Source organism: Streptosporangium sp. NPDC049644 (genome assembly GCF_040675205.1).
GTDB classification, from domain to species: Bacteria; Actinomycetota; Actinomycetes; order Streptosporangiales; family Streptosporangiaceae; genus Streptosporangium; species Streptosporangium fukuiense.
Genome location: NZ_JBFAOJ010000254.1, coordinates 1 through 1,727, shown reverse-complemented (window position 1 = coordinate 1,727; position 1,727 = coordinate 1). Strand labels below are relative to the sequence as shown.

1 protein-coding gene is annotated in these 1,727 nt (G+C 71.7%); it reads left to right on the top strand.

All coding sequences use genetic code 11. The annotated features are described in order from the left end of the window. A partial coding sequence (locus tag AB0J58_RS44900) for an acyltransferase domain-containing protein (protein WP_364227949.1) occupies positions 1-1,727 on the top strand: 1,727 nt, incomplete at both ends.

Genomic DNA, 1,727 nt, shown 5'->3' with positions numbered 1-1,727 from the left:
GCGGGCGCAGGCCGGGCGGCTGGCGTCGGTCCTGGCCGATGAGCCTGGTCCGGGGCTGGTCGACACCGCGTTCTCGCTGGCCACGACGCGGTCGGTGTTCGAGCATCGGGCGGTGGTGCTGGCCGATGGCCGTGATGGTGTGCTGGCCGGGCTGCGGGGTGTGATCGAGGATCTGCCGGGTGCCGCTGTGGTGCGTGGGGTGGCCGCGACGGAGCCGAGGCTCGCGTTCCTGTTCACCGGTCAGGGTAGCCAGCGGGTGGGGATGGGCCGGGAGTTGTATGAGCGGTTCCCGGTGTTCGCGGCGGCGTTGGACGAGGTGGTCGCGGAGCTGGACCCGATGCTCGATGGGTCGTTGCGCGAGGTGTTGTTCGCCGAGCCGGGCAGTGAGCAGGCGGGGTTGCTGGATCGGACCGGGTGGGCGCAGCCGGCGTTGTTCGCGGTGGAGACGGCGTTGTTCCGGTTGGTGTCCTCGTGGGGGGTTCGGCCAGATGTGCTGGCCGGGCATTCGATCGGGGAGATCACCGCGGCGCATGTGGCGGGGGTGTTGTCGTTGGCCGATGCGTGTGTGTTGGTGGCGGGCCGGGCGCGGTTGATGCAGGGGTTGCCTGCCGGTGGGGCGATGGTGTCGGTGCGGACCTCTGAGGAGGAGGTCGCCGAGCTGTTGGCCGGGCGGGAGAAGGAGGTGTCGGTCGCGGCGGTGAACGGCCCGGCCTCGGTGGTGATCGCCGGTGCCGAAGAGGTGGTCCTTGAGGTGGCCGCGGCCCTGGAGGAGCGGGGAATCAGGACGCGGTGGTTGCGGGTGTCGCACGCGTTCCATTCGCCGTTGATGGAGCCGATGCTGGAGGACTTCCGCACGCTGGCGAGCAGGCTCACCTACAGTGCGCCGCGGGTTCCGATCGTGTCCACCTTGACCGGGCAGGCGGCCACGGCCGAGCAGTTGTGCTCGCCGGACTACTGGGTGGACCAGGTGCGAGGCACGGTCCGTTTCGCCGACGGGGTGCGCACGCTGCACGCGCGGGGCGTGCGGGCGTATCTGGAGCTGGGCCCCGACGGGGTGCTGACCGCCATGGCCCAGGACACGCTGGAGGCGGACCCGGGCCCGAGCGCCTCAAAGTCCGGCTCGGACGCGGAACCTGTCTCCGGGCCGGGTCCGGACGTGGTGCTGGTGCCGGTACTGCGCGGGGACCGGGACGAGCACGAGGCCGTTACCGAGGCGCTGGCTCGTCTGCACGTGCACGGCGTGCCGGTGAACTGGCAGACGGTGCTCCCGCGCGGACGCCGGGTCGACCTGCCGACCTATGCCTTCGAGCATCGGCGGTTCTGGCCTGAGGGCAGTGCCGGTGCGGGGAACGTGGCGGCGGCGGGGCTGGCCACAACGGATCATCCGCTGTTGGGCGCCGCGGTCGGGCTGGCCGATTCCGATGGGGTCGTGCTGACGGGACGCTTGTCGTTGCGGTCGCATCCGTGGCTGGCCGATCACGCGGTGGCCGGAACGGTGATCTTCCCGGGTGCCGGGTTCCTGGAGCTGGCGATCCGGGCGGGTGACCAGGTCGGCTGTGAGGTGGTGGAGGAGCTGACGCTGACCGCGCCGCTGGTGCTGGGCGAGCGGGACACGGTCGCGATGCAGGTGTCGGTGGGGGCTCCGCAGGAGTCGGGCCGTCGGAGCGTGAACGTGTATGCCCGCTCGGCGGAGGCGGCCGAGGAGGCGGCGTGGGTGCGGTACGCGG